The following is a 16,878-nucleotide window of genomic DNA, read 5'->3' on the forward strand; positions in this document are numbered from 1 at the left end:
CGGGATCAGCCTGCCGCGCGCTTTTGCAGTATTTCGATGGCCGGCAGGGTCTTGCCCTCCAGCACCTCCAGGAACGCGCCACCGCCGGTGGAGATGTAGCCCACGTCCTTCTCGATGCCGTACTTGGCAATCGCCGCCAGGGTGTCGCCGCCGCCGGCGATGCTGAAGGCGCTGGATTCGGCGATGGCCTGCGCGATGGCCTTGGTGCCGCCCGCGAACTGGTCGAATTCGAACACGCCCACGGGGCCGTTCCAGACGATGGTGCCCGCGGCCTTGAGCTGCGCGGCCAGTTGGGCCGCCGTCTCGGGGCCGATGTCCAGGATCAGGTCGTCCTCGGCCACTTCGCTGGCCTTCTTCACGGTGGCGGGTGCGTCGGCCGCGAAGGCCTTGGCGACCACCACATCGGTGGGGATCGGCACCTCGGCGCCGCGCGCGGCCATGGCGGCGATCACGGCCTTGGCTTCGTTCACCAGGTCGGGCTCGGCCAGGCTCTTGCCGATGGGCAGGCCGGCCGCCAGCATGAAGGTGTTGGCAATGCCGCCGCCCACCACCAGGCCGTCCACGTTCTTGGACAGGCTTTGCAGGATGGTCAGCTTGGTCGAGACCTTGGAGCCGGCCACGATGGCGACCAGCGGGCGCTTCGGGTGGGCCAGCGCGGTCTGGATGGCGTCGATCTCGGCGGCCAGCAGCGGGCCGGCGCAGGCCACCTTCGCGTACTCGGCGATGCCGTAGGTCGTGCCCTCGGCGCGGTGGGCGGTGCCGAAGGCGTCGTTCACGTAGATGTCGCACAGCTGGGCCATCTTCTTCGCCAGCTCGGGGTCGTTTTTCTTCTCGCCCTTGTTCAAGCGGCAGTTTTCCAGCAGCACGACCTGGCCGGGCTGCACCTGCACACCGTCCACCCAGTCGGTCACCAGCGGCACGCCGTTCTCGTACGGGTGGCCCAGCAGCTCGCCCAGGCGCTGGGCCACCGGGGCCAGTGAATCCTCGGGCTTGAACTCGCCCTCGGTGGGGCGGCCCAGGTGGCTGGTCACCATCACGGCGGCGCCGGCTTCCAGCGCCATCTGGATGCAGGGCACGGAGGCACGGATGCGCGTGTCCTCGGTGATGCGGCCGGCGTCGTCTTGCGGCACGTTCAGGTCGGCACGGATGAACACGCGCTGGCCACGGGCCTGGCCCTGGGCGCAAAGGTCGGAAAAGCGAAGGATGTGCATGGGAACAGTGGGTGAGTGCGCCGCGCCGTCACGGTGCGGTCATGAAAACTGCGCGGATTGTAGGCGCCTGGTAACCGCGCCGTAACTCTCTACCAGCCCAGCCCGATGTGCAGCGGCAGGTACACCGCCATGCCCACGACGATGGTGCCCAGGATGCCGCGGCGCCAGAAGTAGTAGCCCGCGGCGGCGGCCACGGCGGGCAGTCGTGCGTCCTGCAGCGTCTGGATCAGCGCGCCCTGGGTCATGACCAGCTCGGGCGCGATGACCCCGGCCAGCGCGGCCAGCGGCGCGTACTTCAGGCCGCGGCGCAGCCAGTCGGGCATCGGCAGGTCGCGCTCGGGGATCATGAAGAACGCGCGCGTGAGCAGGGTGATGCCCGCCAGCCCCAGGATGGCGATGGCCGGCTCGATCCAGGCACCGTTCATGTGTCGCCCCCCGCGGCGCGGGTACGCGCACGCCGCAGCGCACGCTCGGCCGCTTCGGCGGCCAGCCCTGCGGTGACGGCTGCGGCGATCGCCACCAGGATGTTGAGCTTGAGCGGCAGCGCGAAGGTGGCCACCGCCGCCGTGCAGGCCACGGCCGTGGCGAGCCAGGTGGCGCGGTCGTTCAGCATGGACAGCAGGATGCCCAGCAGCGCCAGCACGCCCGCAAAGCCCAGCCCCCAGGACAGCGGGATGGCGTTGGCCAGCACGATGCCCGCAATGGACGGCACCTGCCAGGCCAGCCAGTTGGCCGAGGCCGCGCCCCAGAAATAAGGCACCTGCTCGGGCGCAGGCACGGGCTTGGGAAAGCGCTTCATGAAGCTCACGAAGATCACATCGCCGCTGAAGTAGCCCAGCGCCAGCCGGTGGCGGCGCGGCAGGTGGGCGAAGTAGCTGCGCCACATGCTGCTGAAGATCACGAAGCGCAGGTTCACGCAGGTGGCCGTGAGCCACACCACCCACAGCGGTGCGCCCGCCACCATCAGCGGCAGCACGGCCAGCTGTGCGCTGCCGGCATACACCGCCAGCGACATGAACAGCGCCATCGGCAGCGACATGCCGCTCTTGGCCATGGCCACGCCCGTCACCAGGCCCCAGGCGCCGATGCCCAGGCAGGTGCCGGCCATGTCACCGGCGCCCTGGCGGAAGGCCGGGTCGCGCAGCTGGGCGCGCAGGAAAGGCAGACTCATGGGGCGGCGCCCAGCACCATGCCTGGCGCCAGTGGGAAGCCGCGCAGGAAGTCCGCGGCGGGCAGCCGCTTGCCGCCCGCGCGTTGCAGCACCGTCAAGCGCAGCAGGCTGCCGGCGCCGCAGGCCACGCCGATGCCGTCGGCATCTATAGACAAAATCTGGCCGCAGGCCGCATCCAGCGTGCGCGAGCAGCTATCTATTTCGCAGCTCCATACCTTGATGGCATCGGCCCCCAGCGTGGTGGCCGCGCCGGGGAAGGGGTCGAAGGCACGCACGCGCCGGGCGATCACCTCCGCCGGCTGGTTCCAGTCGATGGTGCTTTCCGCCTTGTCGATCTTGTGCGCGTAGGTCACGCCCTCGGCCGGCTGCGGTGTGGGTTTGAGGCCCCCGCAGGCGGCCATCTCCAGCGCCTCCACGATCAGCCGCCCGCCCAGCTGCGCCAGCCGGTCGTGCAACGTGGCGGTGGTATCGGCGGGGCTGATGGCGGTCTTTTCCAGCAACAGCATGTCGCCGGTATCCAGGCCCGCGTCCATCTGCATGATGGTCACGCCGGTTTCCGCGTCGCCGGCCTCGATGGCGCGGTGGATGGGCGCCGCGCCGCGCCAGCGCGGCAGCAGGCTGGCGTGGATGTTCAGGCAGCCGAGCCGGGGCGTGTTGAGCACCCACTGCGGCAGGATCAGCCCATAGGCGGCCACCACCATCACATCGGCCTGCGCAGCCTCGATGGCGGCTTTGGCGGCCGCTGCGTCCTCGGGGTATTTGCCATCCAGGCGCAGGCTCAGCGGCTGCGCCACGGCGATGCCGTGCTGCAGCGCGCACTGCTTGACGGGTGAAGCCTGCAGTTTCATGCCGCGGCCCGCGGGGCGGTCGGGCTGGGTCAACACCAGGGGCACGGTGAATCCCGCGGCCAGCAGGCGTTCCAGGGCCACGCGCGCAAACTCGGGCGTGCCGGCAAAAATGACTCTCATACAACGCGTGGAATAGCGGCCCCGGGGTGGGGCTCAGTGAAAGGGGTCGTTGTCGTTCAGCCGCTCGTCCGTGAACATCACGCGCTGCACGACGCCCGCTGGGTCGATGTGCACATGGGCCTGGCGGGGCTCTCCATTGTCACGAAAGCGGTAGGTCCAGATATCGCCATTGAAGCGCGCCACCTTCTCCACCAGCGCAGGCGGGCCGAAGGTGCGTCGCACGGCTGCGCGGGTATCGACGCCATTGCGCAGCGCATGGAAGTGCTCCAGCGTCAGTACCTGCTCCACCCGCACCAGGCGTTGCCGGGCGTCAAAGTCGAGGTGGTAGACCTGTTGGCCTGCGGGCTGGCGGCTGTAGACCAGCCGTTCTCCGCCTTCCGGGAGCATTACGGTTAGCGTGGGTGCGCCCATGGTGCGCTCGATGTCCGCACGCGGCGTGCCTGCTTTCTGCCATTCGGGTACGGCGCAGGCCGCCAAAAAACCAGCCAGCAGCAGTGCGCTCCAGCGGAGCCGGCGCGGTGCGGTTGCGTGCGCCGGCAGCGGGGTCATGCGCGTTCGGCCTGCTTTTGCTGCTTCAACAGCTTGGTCTTGATGCGGTTGCGCTTCAAGGGCGACAGGTATTCCACGAACACCTTGCCCAGCAGGTGGTCCATCTCGTGCTGGATGCACACGGCCAGCAGGCCCTCGGCCTCGATCACGCGCGGCTGGCCGTCGCGGTCCAGCGCGCGCACGTGCACGGCAGTGGAGCGCTCCACGCCATCGTAGATGCCAGGCACCGACAGGCAGCCCTCGTCACCCACCTGTTTCTCGGCACTGGCCCAGGTGATCTCGGGGTTGATCAGCACCAGCGGCGTGTCGCACTCTTCGGAGACGTCGATCACCACGATGCGCTCGTGCACATCGACCTGCGTGGCGGCCAGGCCGATGCCATGGGCGTCGTACATGGTGGCGAACATATCGTCCACGATGGCGCGCACGCGCTCATCCACCGCCGTCACGGGCTGGGCGACCTTGTGCAGGCGAGGATCGGGGTAACAGAGAATCGGAAGAATTGCCATGGCAGAGCGCTCAATATGTCGCTATTTTCGCCACTTTTGCCCGCCATTGCGGCGCCCAATCACAATAATCGTTGCCCGATCAAGGGCTTGGGCACAGAATCTCAAATGGTTTGTAATGTATTCGCGGCAGTTTCTTCTGTAAAACAATTAACTGCACCGCAGCGAGAGGGGCGTTTTTCCAATGAATGACACGAGGAACAATATGGCGGCTCAGGCCCGTATGCGCGTGACGGCGCTCGGCGCACTGGCTTTGTTGGCGGGTGCCGCCATGGCACCGGCGGCGCAGGCCCAGAATTACCCGATTACTTCCGAGCAGCGCGCCACCGCGCAGCAGGTGGCTTCACGCGGCGTTCCCCTTTCCGAATTGGCCGCCAATGCGCCCGATACCTACGTGGTGAAACGGGGAGACACGCTGTGGGGTATTTCCGGCATGTATTTGAAGCGCCCCTGGCGCTGGCCGGAACTGTGGGGCATGAATCTGCAGTCCATTCCCAACCCGCACCTGATTTTCCCGGGCCAGACGCTGTACCTGGAAAAGGTGGACGGCTATGCCCGCCTGAGCACCAGCCGCAAAGGCGCGCCCGAGACCGTGCGCGTGTCGCCGCGCACGCGCTATGACAGCCTGGCCGGCACGGCGCTGCCCACGCTCAAGCCGCACCTGATCGAACCCTTCCTCGTCGAGCCTCTGGTGGTGGACGAGCTCACACTGCAGCAGGCCCCGCGCATCGTGGCCACGCGCGACGAACGCATGATCATGGCCAACGGCGACCGCGCCTACGTGCGCGGCCCTGAAGGCAGCCCCCTCGTGATGGCGCCTGGCGTGCCGCGCCAGTACCGCGTGTTCCGCAACGCCATTCCGCTGAAGGATCCGCACACTGGTGAGGTGCTGGGCTACGAAGCGCAGTATGTCGGCCGCGCCGAACTGGTGCGCAGTGAAACTACCACTCCAGTGCCCCAGAGCGATGTAGCGCGGGGCAAGAGTTCCAGCGAGGGCCGGGGGGAAGTGCTGGAGGGGCAAGCCGACGGCACAGCGGTGGACATCGTTCCCGCCACGGTGGACCTGAGGGGCGCGAAGGAAGAGATCCGCGCCGGCGACCGCCTGCTGCCCGCACCACAGCGCAGCTTCAACAGCTACACCCCGCGGGCACCGCAGGGCCCCGTGGATGCCAGCGTGGTGTCGATCTACGGCAGCGCGGCCGTGGCCTATGCCGGCCAGAACCAGGTGATCACCATCAACCGCGGTACGCGCGACGGCATGGAAGCCGGCCATGTGCTGCAGCTGCTCACGCAGGGCGAGCGCTTCAAGGACAAGACCGACGAGCAGCGCGCCATGGTGCGCCTGCCCAGCGAGAGCAATGGCGTGGCGATGGTGTTCCTCACGTTCGACCGCGTGTCCTACGCCCTGATCCTGCAGTCGCAGCAGGCGGTGCGTGTGGGCGACCGTCTGGTCAACCCCGAGTAAGCCCCGGGCGCCGCCACCTGCGGGCGGCCGCTCCCCCGCCTTGTCACCGCGCATGCAACGCGACGAACTGGCCGCCTGGCTGCGTCTGACGCTCACGCCAGGCGTGGGCAACGGTGCCGCGCGCAGGCTGCTGGCCGCGTTCGGCCTTCCCCAGAACATCTTTGCGCAGGGCGAGAGGGCCTGGCAGTCCTGCGTCACCACCGCGCAGGCGCGCGCGCTCGCCCGCGTGCCCGATGAGCTGGAGGTGCTGACCGAGCGGACGTGGCAGTGGCTGCTGGACGGGCGGGCGCCCGCGCAGCCGGCGCACGGCATCGTCACGCTGGGTGACGAGGCCTATCCTCCTGCGTTGCTGGCCACCGAGGATCCGCCGCTGCTGCTGTACCTGCTGGGTGCTCCGCAGTTCGTGCAGGGCGGCGCGCCGTTCGCGCCGGCGCACAGCCTGGCCATGGTGGGTAGCCGCAACCCCACGGCCCAGGGGGCGGACCATGCCCGGCAGTTCGCGCGTGCTCTGCGGGAGGCGGGTTTGTGCATCATCTCTGGGCTGGCGCTGGGCATCGACGCGGCGGCGCACGAGGGCGCGCTGATCGATCCGCCCGACGGCGCCGCGCCCGCCACCATTGCCATCGTGGGCACCGGGCTGGACCGGGTGTACCCGCGTGCCAACAAGGAGCTGGCCCACCGCATCGCGCGCCACGGCCTGCTGGTCAGCGAATACCCGCTGGGCACGCCGCCGTTGCCGGCCAACTTTCCCAAGCGCAACCGCATCATCTCCGGCCTGTCGCAGGGCACCCTGGTGGTGGAGGCGGCGCTGGCCTCGGGCTCGCTGATCACCGCGCGACTCGCGGCCGAGCAGGGGCGCGAGGTGTTCGCCATACCAGGCTCCATCCACGCGCCCCAGTCGCGTGGTTGCCACGCGCTGATACGCCAGGGCGCCAAGCTGGTGGAGTCGGCGCAGGATGTGCTGGAAGAACTGCGCTGGCATGCGCCGGCAGCCGCCATCCCCGCGAAACAGCCCGCGTCCGAGGAGCCCCTCGCGCCGTCGTATCAATGTGTGCTGGATGCGCTGGGGTTCGATCCGCTGGGGCTGGACGCACTGGTGGCGCGCACGGGGCTGGATGCCGCCACGCTGCAGGTACGGCTGCTGGAGCTGGAACTGGAGGGGCGTGTCGCGCGCCTGCCCGGCGGGCTGTTCCAGCGCGTGGGGCAGGCCTGAAAGCAGCGACGGCAGTGCGTGCTTCGCGGCGCACGCCTGCGGGGAAGGGGCTTGCCGCGTGGCCTTGACCGGCCGGCGGATCAGCCGGCGCGGTACGGGCACGTGTTTGCTATATAAAAATGAGCTGTTCGCGCTTGCTGTACATCCATTTCAAAGGATTTTTCCGTTGAAACCTGGATGAAATAAGCGCAGACAGCTATGTTTTTTGATGTTATAGCCCGAGCATCAACCGCAGGTTCTGCACCGCGGCGCCGCTCGCGCCCTTGCCCAGGTTGTCCAGGCGCGCCACCAGCACGGCGTGGCGGTAGCTCTCATTGGCGAACACGCGCAGTTCCAACTGGTTGGTGTCGTTGAGCGCGAGGGCATCGAGTTTGCCGTCCTCGGTGGGCGGCAGCACCTTCACCCACTGCTCGGGCGTATTGCTCTTGGCGTAATGGGCCGCCAGTGCGTGGTGCAGGTCCGCCGCCTTCGGCTGGCCGGGCAGCAGGTCCAGATGCAGCGGCAGTTGCACCAGCATGCCCTGGCGGAAGTTGCCCACCGAGGGGATGAAGATCGGGCGGCGCGTGAGCCCGGTGTACTTCAGGATCTCCGGCAGGTGCTTGTGCGACAGGCCCAGCGCATACAGCTCAAAGGGCGCCGCCTGGCCTTGCTCGTAGGCCTCGATCATCGTACGGCCGCCGCCGGAGTAGCCGCTCACCGACGGCAGCGCCAGCGGGTGGTCGGCAGGCACCAGGCCGGCGTCGACCAGCGGGCGCAGCAGGGCGATGGCGCCGGTGGCATAACAGCCGGGGTTGGATACGCGCGTGGCGCTGCGCACGGCATCCAACTGGCCGGGCGCCAGTTCGGGAAAGCCGAACACCCAGCCCGGCGCCGTGCGGTGGGCGGTGGAGGCATCAATGATCTTGATGGCGCGGCCGGTCTCGGCAGTGATGGCGTCCACCAGCGCGACCGTTTCGCGCGCGGCATCGTCGTGCAGGCACAGCACGACCAGGTCCACACCGGCGATCAGTGCGCGCTTGGCGGCGGCGTCCTTGCGCAGTTCGGGGGCGATGCTGACCAACTCGACCTGGGGCATGGCCTGCAGGCGCTCACGAATCTGCAGGCCGGTGGTGCCTGCCTCGCCATCAATAAAGACCTTGGACATCAGTAGCTCCTGCAAGGGCCGGCCCAGGGGTGGGGCCGGGGGCGTAAGTTATATCCACATCAATGGTGCGTCGCAGCATGATACATTTACCGGCTGCCATTCCCGAGCATGCGGCTGTATTTCCGCTCTTCGGCAGAACGGGTACAAACACCATCCTTCCCCTGAGAGAGACCTCATGAAGATTCACGAATACCAAGGCAAGGAAATCTTGCGCAGTTTCGGCGTGCCCGTCCCGCGTGGCATCCCCGCTTTCACGGTGCAAGAAGCCGTGGAAGCCGCACAAAAGCTCGGCGGCCCCGTGTGGGTCGTGAAGGCCCAGATCCACGCCGGTGGCCGTGGCAAGGGCGGTGGCGTGAAGGTGGCCAAGACCATTGATGACGTGAAGGCACGCGCCAGCGAGATCCTGGGCATGCAGCTGGTCACGCACCAGACCGGCCCTGAAGGGCAAAAGGTGCGCCGCCTGTACATTGAAGACGGCGCCGACATCAAGAACGAACTGTATGTGTCCCTGGTTACCGACCGCGGCACGCAGAAAGTGGCGCTGATCGCCTCCAGCGAAGGCGGCATGGACATCGAGGAAGTGGCCCACTCCACCCCCGAGAAGATCATCACCGAGATGATCGACCCCCTGACCGGCATCACGCCCGAGCAGTCCAAGAAGGTGGCCGCAGCCATCGGCCTGACGGGCGCTTCGGTGGACCAGGCGGTGGACCTGTTCGCCAAGCTCTACAAGTGCTACATGGACACCGACGCGTCCCTGGTCGAGATCAACCCGCTGAATTGCGACTCCAAGGGCAACCTGATGGCCCTGGACGCGAAGTTCAACTTCGACGCCAACGCGCTGTTCCGTCACCCGGAAATCGTGGCTCTGCGCGACCTGGATGAGGAAGATCCGGCGGAAGTCGAGGCCTCCAAGTTCGACCTGGCCTACATCTCCCTGGACGGCAACATCGGCTGCCTGGTGAACGGAGCCGGCCTGGCCATGGCCACCATGGACACCATCAAGCTGTTCGGCGGCGAGCCGGCCAACTTCCTGGACGTGGGCGGCGGTGCCACCCCCGAGAAGGTCACCGAAGCCTTCAAGATCATGCTCAAGAACCCCAAGGTCAAGGGCATTCTGGTCAACATCTTCGGCGGCATCATGAAGTGCGACACCATCGCCACCGGCGTGATCACCGCCTGCAAGGCCGTGAACCTGCAGGTGCCGCTGGTCGTGCGCATGAAGGGCACGAACGAAGAGCTGGGCAAGAAGATGCTGGCCGAATCCGGCCTGCCCATCATCAGCGCCGACACCATGGCGGAAGCCGCCACGAAGATTGTCGAAGCCGTCCGTTAAGCAGGCCCGGAGATAAAACATGTCGATCTACATCAACAAAGACACCAAGGTCATCACCCAGGGCATCACCGGCAAGACCGGTCAGTTCCACACGGAAAAGTGCCAGGAATACGCCAACGGCAAGAACTGCTTCGTGGCAGGTGTGAACCCCAAGAAGGCCGGCGAGAAGATTTTTGACATTCCAATCTTTGGGTCGGTCAAGGATGCCGCCAAGGAAACCGGTGCTACCGTCTCCGTGATCTACGTGCCGCCCGCGGGCGCGGCCGCCGCCATCTGGGAAGCCGTCGAGGCCGACCTGGACCTGGCGATCTGCATCACCGAAGGCATTCCCGTGCGCGACATGCTTGAAGTGCGCAACAAGATGAAGGCCAAGGAAGCCGCCGGCGGCAAGCGCACGCTGCTGCTGGGCCCCAACTGCCCTGGCCTGATCACGCCGGACGAGATCAAGATCGGCATCATGCCCGGTCACATCCACAAGAAGGGCCGTGTGGGCGTGGTGAGCCGTTCCGGCACGCTGACCTACGAAGCCGTGGCACAGTTGACCGAACTGGGCATCGGCCAGTCGTCCGCCGTCGGCATCGGCGGCGACCCGATCAACGGCCTCAAGCACATCGACGTGATGAAGGCTTTCAACGACGATCCTGACACCGACGCCGTGATCATGATCGGCGAGATCGGCGGCCCCGACGAGGCAGAAGCTGCCCGCTGGTGCAAGGCCAATATGAAGAAGCCCATCGTGGGCTTCATCGCAGGCGTGACCGCTCCTCCGGGCAAGCGCATGGGCCATGCGGGTGCGCTGATCTCCGGCGGCGCCGATACAGCCGACGCCAAGCTGGCCATCATGGAAGAGTGCGGTTTCACCATTACCCGCAATCCTTCCGAGATGGGTCGCCTGCTCAAGGGCCTGCTGTAATCCGCGAGCCTGGCGCGGTGTAGCGCGCCAGGTTACGCAAAACTACGCACGCGCGAGAGGGTCTACCCTCTCTACACTGACAGCTCCAACACAAAAGAAACGCCAGCTTGGTTGACCCAGGCTGGCGTTTTCGATTCATAACACTGGAGCCATCAATGGAGTACTTGAGCAATGCCGATTTCTGGATCGGCCTGGTGAAGATCGTCTGGATCAACATCATTTTGTCGGGCGACAACGCTGTCGTCATTGCCCTGGCGGCGCGTTCGCTGCCTCCGCAGCAGCAGAGGAAGGCCGTCATGTTCGGCTCCGGCGCGGCGGTGGTGCTGCGCATCGTATTGACGGTAGTGGCGGCCAAGCTGCTCCAACTGTCCTTCCTGCAGATCGTCGGGGGCTGTCTGCTGCTGTGGATTGGTTATCAACTTCTCACGGACGAGGAGGAAGATGACGGCGCATCCAAATCCACCGGGGGCATGTTCGCGGCCATCCGTACCATCCTGATTGCCGACTTGGTGATGAGCCTGGACAACGTCATAGCCGTTGCGGCGACGGCCCAGGGGAACATGGTGCTGCTCGTTCTGGGGTTGGCCATCAGCATTCCGCTGGTGATCTTCGGCTCCACCCTGATGATCAAGCTCATGGAGCGCTTTCCCGTCATCGTCACGCTGGGGGCCGCGCTGATTGGTTGGGTGGGAGGCGAGACCATCGTCAACGACAATTTGCTCCACGATTACGCGATGGGTCACCCGTGGCTCCACTACGCAGCCGCCATAGCGGGCGCCATGCTGGTGGTGATGGTGGGCAAGCTGATGCAATCCCGCGGCGAGCCACGGCAGGCCTGAAAAGTTTGGCACGCGGCAGTGCGACGGGAATGTGCCGCGACCTGACGGACATGTCCATGAAGTAGCAAAAATGGCAGGCAGAAAAGGCCGGGTAGGGCCTCTTTTGCAAGACACGTCAACGGGCCTGACTTGCACGCGTTCTATGCAATAGTGGATCTGCTGCCCCGTGCGCCTCGACTATGATGCGCAGTCCCGCAATGCCGTTGTGTGAGGGATCAGCAGCTATTCCATCCTCAACCGCATGTTCAGCGCCTTCGCGTGAAGCGTATCGCGGGAGTCTCCTATGAAACCTCTGCCGATGCTGAGCTACGAATTCTGCGCGTTGACGGACACGGGGCGGGTGCGCTCCAACAACGAAGACGCTGTGGCCATCCATGAGACGGCGCAGATGGTCATCCTGGCCGACGGCATGGGGGGTTACAACGCGGGCGAGGTGGCTGCCGGGATGGCGATCACCTACATCGGCACCGAGATGGTCCGCTGGCTGCAGGACGACGGCTCCGCGGCATCGCCTTCGGATGTGCGGCATGCGTTAGAGGCCTGTGTGGACAATGCGAACCACGCGATCCTCGGCGCCTCGATGTCCAATCCCCAATACCTGGGGATGGGTACCACGCTGGTCGTCGGTGTGTTCCGTGACGACCGGCTCATTCTCGGCCACATTGGCGATTCGCGCTGTTACCGGTGGCGCGAGGGCCTGTTGCGGCAGATCACGCGCGATCACTCATGGTTGCAGGAGCAGATCGACCTGGGACTGCTCACGCCGGCACAGGCCGCCGTTTCGGGGCAGCGCAACCTGGTTACAAGGGCGCTGGGGGTGGATGTGTCCGTGCACATAGAAATCAACGAGTTTCCTGTCGAGCCCGGTGATTTGTTCATTCTTTGCTCCGACGGGCTGACAGATATGTTGAGTGACACAGATTTGGCCGAACTGGCGCGGATGCCCATTGCGCTACAAGATAAAGCGGCGCGCATGGTGGCCATGGCCAACGCCATGGGAGGGCGGGACAACATCAGCGTAGTGCTGGCGCAAACGCAACTCGCTCAGGACCCCAAAAAACGCGGCGGCCTCATGGCGCGCCTGCTGCGCACCTCGTGACCCTTCCGCCAAGCTCAGCCCGACCGCCAGGGCTTCGTTTGCCTGTGCCCGGAAATTGCTACTTCCCTCTACTAGCTAAGTTGTTTGGATAAGGAAAAGTGATCATGCCCAGAATGGTCGTGTCGATCGATGGAGTTGTCATCAAGGAAGTTACCTTCACCAAGGAACGCACAACGGTAGGCCGCCGCCCCTACAACGACGTGGTCATCGACAACCTTGCCGTCAGTGGTGAACATGCGGTCTTCCTCATGAATGGGGACGATGTAGAAGTGGAAGACCTGGGCAGCACCAACGGCACCTATGTCAATGGCAAGGCCATCAAGCGACAGCCTTTGCGCAACGGCGACACGGTGGAATTGGGGAAGTACAAAATCCGCTTCCTGCACGAAGAGCCTGGTCACGACTATGAGAAGACGATGGTCTTCAAGCCGGGCATGCTGCCGCCGCTGGCCAAGCCTGCGGCCCCTGTGCCAGTCGTGCTGAGCGCCGCCGTACGGGTGATGAACGGCCCCGCCGCCGGCCGTGAGGTGGCTCTGACAAAAGTGGTTACCACCATTGGCAAGCCCGGCGTCGCCGTGGCATCCATCACCAAGCGGCACAGCGGCTTCGTGCTGGCCCATGTGGAGGGTGGGGACTTTCCGTTCCTGAACGGTACGCCCATTGGAGTGGACCCCATAACTCTCAAAAATGGCGACCGCATCGCGCTGGCCAGTACCGAGATGGAGTTTGTGCAAGGCTAGAGCGTGCAGAGGGCAACGGTAGTGTGGCGATCATTAGCGCTTCGCTTTTAAAAGCCGTTAGCGCCTGATGGGAGAAAGGGTGCTGCCGCGGGTCGCAGAATGCCGCGCTGCCTCTAACAGACCGAATTGCGTAGTTCTCCACGTAGAACACCTTGGGGTGACAAATGTGTCGACGTGTGACCGATTGGTTAGACTTTTCCTTTGCGGGGCCTAGGAAACTGGTGAAAAATGTCGCGCGCTGCAACGTTTGGTTGCATTCTGATGTTGGCACAGAAGCTGCTCAAGTTTTCTCAACCCGCAGGATTCCTCTGCGGGGGCTATTACCTAATTCCGAGGAGGATTTATGAAGCGTACCCTGCAACAAGGTTTCACCCTGATCGAACTGATGATCGTGGTGGCCATCATCGGCATTCTGGCGGCCATTGCGCTGCCTGCTTACCAGGATTACACCAAGCGTACCCATGTGTCCGAGGGCCTGACGCTGGCTGGCGGAGCCAAAGCTTCTGTGACGGAGTATTACTCGTCGCAAGGCAATTTCCCCTCAAATAATTCATCTGCAGGATTAGCTGCCGCCACCGCTATCAAAGGTAATGCAGTGAAATCGGTGGAAGTTGCGAATGGCAAGATCACAATTACCTACAACAATAAAGTTACTGATGATGCCAAACTTGAACTGAGCCCAAGTACGAGCGCTGGTGGTGTGCAATGGAGCTGCAAGGGTGGTACGGTGAATGCAAAATATCGTCCTTCTAACTGCCGTTAATTATTAACGATGCGATAATAAGCCCACTTCGGTGGGCTTTTTATTTGACGGGTTCTTTCCAATTGCCAACACCTAATATTCACATGCAATCCATGAGGGTATTTCATGAAAAAATAACACCAAGTGTGTTGTTTGTTATTTTTTTTGTTGCGACGTTGGTGGCTTATTGGCATGGCTTGATTGGGCCATTTTTGTTTGATGATGAGCCCAACCTTAAAGCCTTGGGTGATGTTGGTGGAGTGCATGATTGGACAAGCCTAAAGAGCTATATTCTTAGCGGCTGGTCTGGCCCTACTGGCCGCCCTCTATCCTTACTTAGCTTTTTGATTGACGACAACACGTGGCCCAGTGTTGCCGCTTCTTTTAAATACACCAATCTGTGCCTGCATTTATTGTGTGGCCTGTTGTTGGCTTGGGCCACCTATTTGCTGCTGTGTGCCGTGCGTTTTGTGGAGGTGCGCGCCGCGTGGATTGCTGTAGTGGCTGCTGGCCTGTGGATGCTGCACCCCTATTGGGTATCGACCACGCTGTACGTGGTGCAGCGCATGACCATTCTCAGCGGCCTGTTCATGCTGGCCGGTATGGTGGGCTATTTGAAAGGGCGCTTGTGGCTGATGCAGCCAGATCGGCACCGCCCGCTGGCCGCTTATGCATTGATGACGATGAGTGCTGGTCTGGGCACATTGCTCGCCGTACTGTCCAAAGAAAATGGCGCTTTACTGCCACTACTCCTCCTAGTGGTTGAAGCCTTTTTGCACCGCATGCGTGCCGACGCGCCACCTAAAAAAATCTGGCTGGCTGTGGTGCTGGGTTTGCCTGCCTTGGCCGTGGTGATGTATCTGGCCAAACATATCAATTTCTCTCCCAATCTCTGGCCCAACCGGCCTTTTGATCAAGTGGAGCGCCTGTATTCGGAAACCCGCATCCTGTGGGACTACATGGGCCAGCTCTGGTTACCCCGCATTGAAGGCGCGGGTTTGTTTCAAGACGGCTTTGAAATTTCACGCAGCTTGCTGCAGCCTATGAGTACCGTGTGGGCGGTGGTGGGGTGGGTGGCCGTGTTGTTGTGTCTGCCGCTGCTGTACCGTCGGTTGCCTTTTGTGTGGTTGGCGATCGTCTTTTTCTTATGCGGACATTTGATCGAATCGACTGTTATCGGGCTGGAGCTGCACTTCGAGCATCGCAACTACGCCCCGGCATTTTTTATGTTCTTGCCCCTGGCCATCGGTATCGACTGGCTGGGACAGCGGTACCGCCCTCGGATGGCGATTGCCGTCACTTTGGCACTGATGGCTATGCTGGCGGGCATGACCTGGCAGCGCAGCCTACTCTGGGCCGATGCCAACCGGTTGCAAACCTACTGGGCTATGAAAGACCCACAGTCTGCACGCGGGCGAAACTACCTGATTAGTCGTTTGGTGGATGAGAAAAAATATAGCGAAGCGCTGGCATGGGCAGATAAATCTGTGCAGGAGCTGCCCCACAGTTCACTCATCACCATGAGTTGGCTGCTTATTCACGTCAATACCGGTCAAGCTACAGAACAACATTTTTCCCGTGCGGCTGAGCTGTTGGTGCAACAGCCTTTTGACGCACAAACTGTTGCCGGGCTGCGTATCTTGGTGGACGATGCCATAGCTGCGCCAGAGCTCGCCAGATACCATCAGCCCTTGCTGCAGCTGCTGGATACCTTGAGCGAACAGGGGCCTTATCGGAAGTTTCCGCTGTTCATGCGTGTGATTGCTTACAACAAAGCACGTCTGTACCTGCTGATGGGCAATGCGCCGCAAGCCCAAAAATATTACCTAGAAGCCGTGCAGCGCTATGGGAGAGCCAGCTCTGCTATGCAAATGTTTGCAGAAATGGCTATTTCTGGTCATTTGGAAGAAGCGCAGCGATTGCTTGACTATATTCAGCAGGGCGTAGAGAGCGGCAAGCTCAATACCGATCCGTTAGGTCAAGCCTATTACCAACAAGAAATTCAACGAATGCAGCAGATTCTGGCATCTGATCGTGCGGAAGAATAAGTAGGGCAATTTATGCAACCTTCAGCATCCATGCACCTCTCCATCATCCTCCCCGCCAAAAACGAGTCTGCCGCCATCGGCGCCACCGTGGACAAAATCCATGCCCAACTGGCACTGATGGGGCTTGAGGCCGCTGCCGAGGTGCTGGTGGTCAACGACGGCTCCAGCGACGACACCGCTGCCGTGGCCCAGGCAGCGGGCGCGCGCGTGGTGCACCACCCCTACAGCAAAGGCAATGGCGCGGCTATCAAAACCGGCGCACGCGCCGCACAAGGGGATGTACTGGTGTTTATGGATGCCGACGGGCAACACGACCCCGCCGACATTCCACGCCTGCTGGACCAGCTGAACCAGGGGCATGACATGGTGGTGGGCGCGCGCCAAAAGGGCTCGCAAGCCAGCGTGGGGCGCGGGCTGGCCAATGGGTTGTACAACCGGCTGGCCAGCTGGATGACCGGGCACAAGGTGGAAGACCTGACCAGCGGTTTTCGCGCCGTGCGGGCAGACAAGTTCCGTGAGTTTCTCTACCTCTTGCCCAATGGCTTTTCTTATCCCACCACCAGCACCATGGCGTTTTTCCGCGCCGGGTATTCGGTGGCTTATATCCCCATTCACGCTGCCAAGCGCATTGGTAAAAGCCACATCCGCCTGCTGCGCGATGGCACGCGCTTCCTGCTCATCATCTTCAAGATTGGCACGCTGTTTTCGCCAATGAAAATCTTTGCACCGGTAGCATTATTGATGTTTTTTCTGGCCAGCGGCTGGTACGGTTGGACATTTATCACCATGCATAAATTCACCAATATGAGTGCCTTGCTTTATACGGGGAGTGTCATTACCTTCATGATGGGGCTAATATCTGAGCAAATTACGGCATTGATGTATAAGGATGACAGTTGATTGTGTTCGATTGCCAAATTGCCTGGAATAAATC

17 protein-coding genes are annotated in these 16,878 nt (G+C 63.0%); 10 read left to right on the top strand and 7 right to left on the bottom strand.

The annotated features are described in order from the left end of the window. Window positions 1–5: 5 nt before the first annotated feature. The 6 genes from BV908_RS01770 to def form a co-directional block, all read right to left on the bottom strand. Window positions 6–1,211: a phosphoglycerate kinase gene (locus BV908_RS01770; RefSeq protein WP_047349384.1), complete on the bottom strand. Its 1,206-nt coding sequence runs from the start codon at window positions 1,209–1,211 to the stop codon at window positions 6–8. An 89-nt stretch (window positions 1,212–1,300) separates the two neighbouring features. Next, window positions 1,301–1,636 (bottom strand): AzlD domain-containing protein, encoded by a 336-nt coding sequence (locus BV908_RS01775; protein WP_047349385.1) that lies wholly within the window; start codon window positions 1,634–1,636, stop codon window positions 1,301–1,303. Beyond that, window positions 1,633–2,382 (bottom strand): AzlC family ABC transporter permease, encoded by a 750-nt coding sequence (locus tag BV908_RS01780; RefSeq protein WP_047349386.1) that lies wholly within the window; start codon window positions 2,380–2,382, stop codon window positions 1,633–1,635. The genes BV908_RS01775 and BV908_RS01780 overlap by 4 nt, the downstream gene beginning before the upstream one ends. Then, window positions 2,379–3,350, bottom strand: a complete 972-nt coding sequence (gene fmt / locus BV908_RS01785; RefSeq protein WP_011807134.1) for a methionyl-tRNA formyltransferase — start codon at window positions 3,348–3,350, stop codon at window positions 2,379–2,381. The genes BV908_RS01780 and fmt overlap by 4 nt, the downstream gene beginning before the upstream one ends. 33 nt (window positions 3,351–3,383) lie before the next feature. After that, entirely contained in the window at window positions 3,384–3,899 is a 516-nt protein-coding gene (locus BV908_RS01790) for a hypothetical protein (protein WP_103737022.1), read from the bottom strand. After that, window positions 3,896–4,408, bottom strand: coding sequence for a peptide deformylase (gene def / locus BV908_RS01795; RefSeq protein ID WP_103737023.1), 513 nt, complete (start codon window positions 4,406–4,408; stop codon window positions 3,896–3,898). The genes BV908_RS01790 and def overlap by 4 nt, the downstream gene beginning before the upstream one ends. Window positions 4,409–4,610: 202 nt before the next feature. Between def and BV908_RS01800 the strand changes: the two genes are divergently transcribed. Both BV908_RS01800 and dprA read left to right on the top strand, forming a co-directional pair. Continuing rightward, window positions 4,611–5,870, top strand: coding sequence for a LysM domain-containing protein (locus BV908_RS01800; protein ID WP_246867423.1), 1,260 nt, complete (start codon window positions 4,611–4,613; stop codon window positions 5,868–5,870). Window positions 5,871–5,922: 52 nt separating this feature from the next. Further along, window positions 5,923–7,083, top strand: a complete 1,161-nt coding sequence (gene dprA / locus BV908_RS01805; RefSeq protein WP_103737025.1) for a DNA-processing protein DprA — start codon at window positions 5,923–5,925, stop codon at window positions 7,081–7,083. Between the two features lie 211 nt (window positions 7,084–7,294). On the opposite strand, the gene argC is transcribed toward dprA, so the two are convergent. Further along, window positions 7,295–8,227 carry an N-acetyl-gamma-glutamyl-phosphate reductase gene (gene argC, locus BV908_RS01810; RefSeq protein WP_103737026.1) on the bottom strand — a complete coding sequence of 311 codons (933 nt, stop codon included), beginning with the start codon at window positions 8,225–8,227 and terminating at the stop codon, window positions 7,295–7,297. A gap of 175 nt (window positions 8,228–8,402) precedes the next feature. Between argC and sucC the strand changes: the two genes are divergently transcribed. The 8 genes from sucC (at window position 8,403) to BV908_RS01850 (ending at window position 16,844) form a co-directional block, all read left to right on the top strand. Then, entirely contained in the window at window positions 8,403–9,563 is a 1,161-nt protein-coding gene (gene sucC / locus BV908_RS01815; protein WP_011807128.1) for an ADP-forming succinate--CoA ligase subunit beta, read from the top strand. Between the two features lie 19 nt (window positions 9,564–9,582). Continuing rightward, a complete protein-coding gene (gene sucD, locus BV908_RS01820) occupies window positions 9,583–10,476 on the top strand; it encodes a succinate--CoA ligase subunit alpha (protein WP_015914606.1) in 894 nt (297 codons plus the stop codon). A 155-nt stretch (window positions 10,477–10,631) separates the two neighbouring features. Next, window positions 10,632–11,315 (top strand): TerC family protein, encoded by a 684-nt coding sequence (locus tag BV908_RS01825; RefSeq protein WP_103737027.1) that lies wholly within the window; start codon window positions 10,632–10,634, stop codon window positions 11,313–11,315. A gap of 283 nt (window positions 11,316–11,598) precedes the next feature. Beyond that, window positions 11,599–12,414 carry a Stp1/IreP family PP2C-type Ser/Thr phosphatase gene (locus BV908_RS01830; RefSeq protein ID WP_103737028.1) on the top strand — a complete coding sequence of 272 codons (816 nt, stop codon included), beginning with the start codon at window positions 11,599–11,601 and terminating at the stop codon, window positions 12,412–12,414. Between the two features lie 104 nt (window positions 12,415–12,518). Next, window positions 12,519–13,154, top strand: a complete 636-nt coding sequence (locus BV908_RS01835; RefSeq protein WP_103737029.1) for an FHA domain-containing protein — start codon at window positions 12,519–12,521, stop codon at window positions 13,152–13,154. A 343-nt stretch (window positions 13,155–13,497) separates the two neighbouring features. Beyond that, complete coding sequence (locus BV908_RS22890) at window positions 13,498–13,917, top strand: pilin (protein ID WP_103737030.1); 420 nt, start codon at window positions 13,498–13,500, stop codon at window positions 13,915–13,917. A gap of 83 nt (window positions 13,918–14,000) precedes the next feature. Continuing rightward, window positions 14,001–15,944, top strand: a complete 1,944-nt coding sequence (locus tag BV908_RS01845) for a tetratricopeptide repeat protein (protein ID WP_146052195.1) — start codon at window positions 14,001–14,003, stop codon at window positions 15,942–15,944. A 30-nt stretch (window positions 15,945–15,974) separates the two neighbouring features. Next, window positions 15,975–16,844: a glycosyltransferase family 2 protein gene (locus BV908_RS01850; RefSeq protein WP_103737032.1), complete on the top strand. Its 870-nt coding sequence runs from the start codon at window positions 15,975–15,977 to the stop codon at window positions 16,842–16,844. Window positions 16,845–16,878 lie beyond the last annotated feature (34 nt).

Origin of the sequence: Diaphorobacter sp. LR2014-1, from assembly GCF_002916785.1 — a bacterium.
Taxonomy (GTDB): Bacteria; Pseudomonadota; Gammaproteobacteria; order Burkholderiales; family Burkholderiaceae_C; genus Diaphorobacter; species Diaphorobacter nitroreducens.

Excerpts from the sequence above, each read along its gene's own strand:
- BV908_RS01770 (WP_047349384.1), bottom strand. The coding sequence starts at position 1,211 with ATGCACATCCTTCGCTTTTCCGACCTTTGCGCCCAGGGCCAGGCCCGT.
- BV908_RS01775 (WP_047349385.1), bottom strand. The coding sequence starts at position 1,636 with ATGAACGGTGCCTGGATCGAGCCGGCCATCGCCATCCTGGGGCTGGCG.
- BV908_RS01780 (WP_047349386.1), bottom strand. The coding sequence starts at position 2,382 with ATGAGTCTGCCTTTCCTGCGCGCCCAGCTGCGCGACCCGGCCTTCCGC.
- fmt (WP_011807134.1), bottom strand. The coding sequence starts at position 3,350 with ATGAGAGTCATTTTTGCCGGCACGCCCGAGTTTGCGCGCGTGGCCCTG.
- BV908_RS01790 (WP_103737022.1), bottom strand. The coding sequence starts at position 3,899 with ATGACCCCGCTGCCGGCGCACGCAACCGCACCGCGCCGGCTCCGCTGG.
- def (WP_103737023.1), bottom strand. The coding sequence starts at position 4,408 with ATGGCAATTCTTCCGATTCTCTGTTACCCCGATCCTCGCCTGCACAAG.
- BV908_RS01800 (WP_246867423.1), top strand. The coding sequence starts at position 4,611 with ATGGCGGCTCAGGCCCGTATGCGCGTGACGGCGCTCGGCGCACTGGCT.
- dprA (WP_103737025.1), top strand. The coding sequence starts at position 5,923 with ATGCAACGCGACGAACTGGCCGCCTGGCTGCGTCTGACGCTCACGCCA.
- argC (WP_103737026.1), bottom strand. The coding sequence starts at position 8,227 with ATGTCCAAGGTCTTTATTGATGGCGAGGCAGGCACCACCGGCCTGCAG.
- sucC (WP_011807128.1), top strand. The coding sequence starts at position 8,403 with ATGAAGATTCACGAATACCAAGGCAAGGAAATCTTGCGCAGTTTCGGC.
- sucD (WP_015914606.1), top strand. The coding sequence starts at position 9,583 with ATGTCGATCTACATCAACAAAGACACCAAGGTCATCACCCAGGGCATC.
- BV908_RS01825 (WP_103737027.1), top strand. The coding sequence starts at position 10,632 with ATGGAGTACTTGAGCAATGCCGATTTCTGGATCGGCCTGGTGAAGATC.
- BV908_RS01830 (WP_103737028.1), top strand. The coding sequence starts at position 11,599 with ATGAAACCTCTGCCGATGCTGAGCTACGAATTCTGCGCGTTGACGGAC.
- BV908_RS01835 (WP_103737029.1), top strand. The coding sequence starts at position 12,519 with ATGCCCAGAATGGTCGTGTCGATCGATGGAGTTGTCATCAAGGAAGTT.
- BV908_RS22890 (WP_103737030.1), top strand. The coding sequence starts at position 13,498 with ATGAAGCGTACCCTGCAACAAGGTTTCACCCTGATCGAACTGATGATC.
- BV908_RS01845 (WP_146052195.1), top strand. The coding sequence starts at position 14,001 with ATGCAATCCATGAGGGTATTTCATGAAAAAATAACACCAAGTGTGTTG.
- BV908_RS01850 (WP_103737032.1), top strand. The coding sequence starts at position 15,975 with ATGCACCTCTCCATCATCCTCCCCGCCAAAAACGAGTCTGCCGCCATC.